The organism is Roseateles sp., assembly GCF_031397715.1.
Lineage (GTDB): Bacteria > Pseudomonadota > Gammaproteobacteria > Burkholderiales > Burkholderiaceae_C > Paucibacter_A.
Genome location: NZ_JANNMI010000463.1, coordinates 1 through 5510 on the forward strand (window position 1 = coordinate 1; position 5510 = coordinate 5510).

Genomic DNA, 5510 nt, shown 5'->3' on the forward strand with positions numbered 1-5510 from the left:
CGACAAACATGGCCTGGGCGAACGCATCCGCTTGCTGCAAGGCGACAGCCTGGCCCCGGTGGCCGCTGAAAAAGCCCGTTATGACCTGATTTTGTGCAACCCGCCCTATGTCAACGCGGACGCGATGGCGGCGCTGCCGCCTGAGTACCGCGCCGAGCCCGAACTGGCCCTGGCGGGTGGCACAGACGGCATGGATTTTGTACGTCGCTTGTTCAGTCAAGCCGCCGATCACCTGACCGAAAACGGCTTCTTGGTGCTTGAAATCGGCAACGAGTGCGAAAATTTTTACGCTGCATTCCCGCAGCTCGAAGTGGCCTGGATGGAGACATCGGCCGGAGACTATCAAGTGTTAATCGTTACCCCTGAAGCATTGAGAAAAGAAAAGGCCCAACTCGCATCATGATCACGCTACGCAATATCACGCTGCGGCGCGGCAGCAAAGTTGTCCTCGACGATGCCTCCGTCACCCTGCAACCGGGTGAAAAAATCGGCCTGGTCGGCCGCAATGGCGCGGGCAAGTCCAGCCTCTTTGCGATGCTGACGAATCGCCTGCAAAACGACAAGGGCGAGGTCGATATTCCGCGCCAATGGGCGGTCGGCGAGGTCGCACAGGACATGCCGGAAACCGAAATGCCGGCCACCGACTATGTGTTGGAGGGCGACCGCCGGCTGATGGAAGCGCGGATGGCGCTGGACGCGGCCGAAGCCGCCGAGGACGGTCACGCGATGGCCGATGCCCACGCGATGCTCAGCGACGCCGGCGCGTTTGACGCGCGGCCGCGCGCTCAAGCGCTGCTGATGGGTCTGGGCTTCAAGGGCGCGCAGGTCGACGCGCCGGTGAACAGCTTTTCGGGCGGTTGGAGAATGCGTTTACAGCTAGCGCGCGCTTTGATGTGCCCGGCCGAGCTGATGCTGCTGGACGAGCCGACCAATCACTTGGACTTGGACGCCCTGGTCTGGCTGGAAGCCTGGCTGATGCGCTATGAAGGCACGCTGATCGTGATCAGCCATGACCGCGAATTCCTCGACGCGATCACCCGCGTCACCCTGCATCTGGACGAAGCCAAACTGATGCGCTACGGCGGCAACTACACCGCCTTTGAGTCGATGCGTGCCGAGCGCATGGTCTTGCAGGCGGCCGCCTTTGGCAAGCAGCAAGACCGCATCGAACATTTGCAAAAATTCATTGACCGCTTCAAGGCCAAGGCCAGCAAGGCCAAGCAGGCGCAGAGCCGGGTCAAGGCGCTGGAGCGGATGGAGCGCTTGGCGCCGGTGTTGGCGGCGGCGGACTTCACGTTTGAGTTCCGCGAGCCGCTGAACCTGCCCAATCCGATGTTGATGTTTGATGAAGTGGCCTGCGGCTACGACACCGACGAAGGCGAGAACGTGATCGTGCGCGGCATCAACCGCTCGGTGCTGGCCGGTCAGCGCATCGGCATCCTGGGTGCCAACGGCCAGGGCAAGTCGACGGTGGTGAAGACCATCGCCCGCGCCCAGCGCGCGATGGGCGGCAAGATCACCGAAGGCAAGGGCCTGACGATTGGCTATTTTGCCCAGCAGGAAATGGACGTCTTGCGCCCGGACGAGGGCGCGCTATCGCATATGGTGAGGCTGGCCAAGGAGGTCTCGCCGAGTGCGCGCGAGCAGGAGCTGCGCGACTTTTTGGGCCAGTTCCGCTTTGTCGGCGCAATGGTCAATCAAGAGGTCGGCAGCCTCTCCGGCGGTGAAAAGGCGCGCCTCGTGCTGGCGATGTTGGTCTGGCAGCGCCCCAACCTCTTGCTGCTGGACGAGCCAACCAACCATCTGGACCTGAATACGCGCGAGGCGCTGTCGATGGCGCTGAATGAGTTCGAGGGCACAGTGATGCTGGTCAGTCATGACCGGGCCTTGCTGCGCGAGGTCTGCGACGAGTTCTGGTTAGTGGCCAAGGGCGTGGTTGCGCCGTTTGATGGCGACTTGGACGACTACCAGAAATGGCTGCTGGAGCAGTCCAAGGAGGCCGCCAAGGCCGCCAAGGAAGCGGCCAAGGCGGCAGCCAAGAGCTTTGGCAAACAGGCCGCCAAACCGGTCGTTGCGGTGGCGGCTGCGCCGGTGGCTGCAGCCGCGCCGGCGGACCGAAAAATCAGTGGTCAAGTGCGTCAAAAGCTGGCCGAGCAGACGAAACCGCTGCGCCGCGAGATGGACGCCATTGACGCCACGCTGAACAAGCTGGCGGACGAGCGCACGGCAGTCGAAGCGAAACTCGGTGCGGGCGACAGCTCACCGAGCCAGATCGCGGAAGGCGGCCGGCGCCTGAAGGCGATTCACGACGAACTCGCGGCGGCTGAACTGCGCTGGTTGGAGCTCAGCGCCGCGGTCGACGCGCTGCACGCCGCCAACTGAAGCAGGCAGGGTAAGGAGCGGCCGCCCTCCTCAGGGCGGCCGGCTCAGGGCGGCCGGCATTACCCACTTGAGTTGCGTGCAATTGAATAGCGCGCTACATTCAAGCCCATGCGCAACAACCCAGCAAAGCCAGCAGCACCGCAGTCCACTGCCGACGAATGGCTGCGCCTGGACAGGCAACTCTGCTTTGCGCTTTATGCCAGTTCTTTGGCCATGACCAAGCAATACAAACCCTTGCTTGCGGCGCTGGGGCTTACCTATCCCCAGTATTTGGTGATGTTGCTGCTGTGGGAGCAGGACGGCGTCAGCGTTTCAAGCCTTGGCCAACGACTGTCGCTAGATTCCGGCACCTTGACGCCCTTGCTCAAACGACTCGAAGTGAATGGCTTGATCAGTCGACGGCGGGGCGTTGACGACGAGCGCCGGGTTGACATCTTCCTGAGCGAAGCCGGTGACACACTGCGCGTGCTAGCCCGCCAGATACCGCCGCAGATGGCCTGCGCGACCGCCTGCTCGCTGGAAGAACTCCAATCACTGACGCAGCGCCTGCATCATTTGCGCCAGCAGCTCACGCTTTCCCCCGTCCCTTCCCTCATCAACCCTTGAAGAAAGACCTCAGCAAAATGGCACTCGATAAAGTTCTCTACACCGCCCACGCCACCTCGACCGGCGGCCGCGAAGGCAACTCAGCAACACCGGATGGCGCACTCAGCGTGACGCTGTCGACGCCCAAGGAGTTGGGCGGTGCCGGTGGCCCCGGCACCAACCCAGAGCAGTTGTTTGCAGCCGGCTACTCGGCCTGCTTCATTGGTGCGATGAAGGTTGTGGCCGGCAAAATGAAAATTGCCTTGCCGGCGGACTTGTCCGTGACGGCCGAAGTCGGCATCGGCCCGATCCCGGCCGGTTTCGGCATCCAGGTGGCCTTGAACATCAGCGTCCCCGGCCTTGAGCGCACTGCAGCCGAGCAACTGGTGCAAGCCGCTCATCAGGTCTGCCCCTACTCGAACGCCACCCGCGGCAATATCGATGTGAGCTTGACGGTACTCTGACGCTAGGAGGCGGCCAGCTAATTGGCCGCCAGCAGCGTCAAGAGCAGCTCCACCCTTGCCTTCACCGGACTCAAAGCACCGGCGCTGGGTAAGGCTTGGTCGGACTCGGTGACGGGCCCGGCGTCGCAACGGGTGCTGCGCAGCACGGCCACACCTTGCGCCTGGGCTGCGCGCAAAGCCGCCTCCAACGGCAGCGACAGGCTGCCGTTGCCAGTGCCGGCCACCACCAAACCGTCTACGCCTTGGCTGAGCAGCGCCTCCACGACACTGCCGTCGGCGCCGACATGGTTCATCAAGATTTGCACGCGCGGCCAAGTTTGCAGGGGTCGATTCAGCACGCCCAAACCAAACGGCGTGCGCGACGTGGCGAGCTGGCTCAACCACCGAACCCGCCCCTCCTCCACCACCGCCGCACGCGCGCCGTCGGCGGAAGCGAAGGCATCGACTCGGTAGCTGTGGACTTTGCGCAGCTGTTCCGCCGAATGCACCGCGCCGGAAAAGACAATCAAAACGCCTCGCGCTTGCGCGTCAGCGGCCACGTTGACGGCATCCAGCAGGTTCTGCGGGCCGTCGGTCTGCAAGGCTGTCGCCGGGCGCATCGCAGCGGTCAACACGACCGGCTTGGTCGGCGCCAGCACGCGCTGCAGGAAATAGGCGGTCTCCTCCAAGGTATCGGTGCCATGGGTGATGACAACACCCATCACCTCGGGTCGGGCCAGATGCTCGGACACCCGCAGGACCAGCTTTCGCCAAGTTGCAAAGTCCATGTCCTTGCTGTCCAGCTGAGCAATTTGCTCGGTCTCAAGCCGGCGTTGCGCCAGCGGCGGAATCGCCCGCACCAACTCAAGCACGCCCAACTGCGCTGCGCGGTAGCCGACGTTGTCGGCCGCATCCTGGGCGGTGCCGGCAATGGTGCCACCGGTACCCAAAATCACCACCAAGTCGGCATTTAGTTCATTTGTGTTTTGCAATTTCTCTAAACCTGGATGAAAATACAGTGACTGGATATATATTCAGGCAAGCAATCACAGAGGACTCTCACTCATGGACGCCAGCCCCAAACTCACCGCCCGCCAACAGCAAATCCTCGACTTGGTACGCAGCGCGATCGAGCGCACCGGCGCACCACCCACCCGCGCCGAAATTGCCAAGGAGCTGGGCTTTCGCTCGGCCAATGCCGCCGAAGAACATCTGCAAGCGCTGGCGCGCAAAGGCGTCATTGAGCTGGTCGGCGGCACTTCCCGAGGCATCAGGCTGAAGTCTGACACATTGCGCGCCTTGAACGAGGCGCGCAATGCCAATGAAATGACGCAAACACAAAGCTCGTTCGCCAAGCCGTTCAGTCTACCTTTGTCGAGCTTGGCGCAACTGACGCTACCCCTGATCGGGCGGGTGGCGGCGGGTCAACCCATACTCGCCCAAGAACATATTGAGCAAAGTTATACCGTCGAAGCCGGCATGTTTGCAAGGCAGCCTGATTTTTTGCTCAAGGTTCGCGGCATGAGCATGAAGGACATCGGCATCATGGACGGGGATTTGTTGGCCGTGCAGAAAACCAGCGAGGCGACAAACGGGCAGATTGTGGTGGCGCGCATCGGCGATGAGGTGACGGTCAAGCGTTTCAAGCGCAGCCGCGGCGGCATTGAGCTTTTGCCCGAAAACCCAGAGTTCGAACCGATTCTTGTCCGGGCAGGTGATGAGAGTTTCGCAGTCGAGGGTTTAGCCGTCGGATTGATCAGAAATCAGATGTTTCTTTGAATCGCTCTACGCTACAACTCGGCCGGCCGCGCAGTATGTGGCCGACCTCTATTCAGCATCCAACTGGGATTATTGATCAATTACGCAGACAAAGAAAAAACCCCGCATACTTTCGTATCCGGGGTTTTTAATATTGGCGGAGTGGACGGGACTCGAACCCGCGACCCCCGGCGTGACAGGCCGGTATTCTAACCAACTGAACTACCACTCCAAATGCAATGAATTACTTCATTGCATCAAACAAAATTTGTATTCATCGCCTTTAATGAATACCAAGCATTGTCAAACTTGGCGTCCCCTAGGGGATTCGAACCCCTGTAG

At 61.4% G+C, this 5510-nt stretch carries 5 protein-coding genes, 1 tRNA gene and 1 pseudogene; 5 read left to right on the plus strand and 2 right to left on the minus strand.

Going from position 1 to position 5510, the window contains the following annotated elements; translation table 11 throughout:
• From RMO57_RS20565 to RMO57_RS20580, 4 genes and pseudogenes are all read left to right on the plus strand, one after another.
• Positions 1-403: pseudogene (locus tag RMO57_RS20565) on the plus strand (50S ribosomal protein L3 N(5)-glutamine methyltransferase); the annotation flags it as partial.
• A complete protein-coding gene (locus RMO57_RS20570; protein ID WP_310389848.1) occupies positions 400-2382 on the plus strand; it encodes an ABC-F family ATP-binding cassette domain-containing protein in 1983 nt (660 codons plus the stop codon). The pseudogene RMO57_RS20565 and the gene RMO57_RS20570, both read left to right, overlap by 4 nt.
• Before the next feature lie 108 nt (positions 2383-2490).
• Entirely contained in the window at positions 2491-2988 is a 498-nt protein-coding gene (locus tag RMO57_RS20575; protein WP_310389850.1) for a MarR family transcriptional regulator, read from the plus strand.
• A 17-nt stretch (positions 2989-3005) separates the two neighbouring features.
• Positions 3006-3431, plus strand: a complete 426-nt coding sequence (locus tag RMO57_RS20580; protein WP_310389851.1) for an organic hydroperoxide resistance protein — start codon at positions 3006-3008, stop codon at positions 3429-3431.
• A gap of 17 nt (positions 3432-3448) precedes the next feature.
• On the opposite strand, the gene RMO57_RS20585 is transcribed toward RMO57_RS20580, so the two are convergent.
• Entirely contained in the window at positions 3449-4402 is a 954-nt protein-coding gene (locus RMO57_RS20585; protein ID WP_310389853.1) for an asparaginase, read from the minus strand.
• Between the two features lie 73 nt (positions 4403-4475).
• Here RMO57_RS20585 and lexA point away from each other — a divergent pair, with 73 nt between their 5' ends.
• Positions 4476-5189: a transcriptional repressor LexA gene (gene lexA / locus RMO57_RS20590; protein WP_310389855.1), complete on the plus strand. Its 714-nt coding sequence runs from the start codon at positions 4476-4478 to the stop codon at positions 5187-5189.
• A 134-nt stretch (positions 5190-5323) separates the two neighbouring features.
• Here lexA and RMO57_RS20595 read toward each other — a convergent pair.
• Positions 5324-5400 (minus strand) — tRNA-Asp (locus RMO57_RS20595).
• Between the last annotated feature and the right edge of the window lie 110 nt (positions 5401-5510).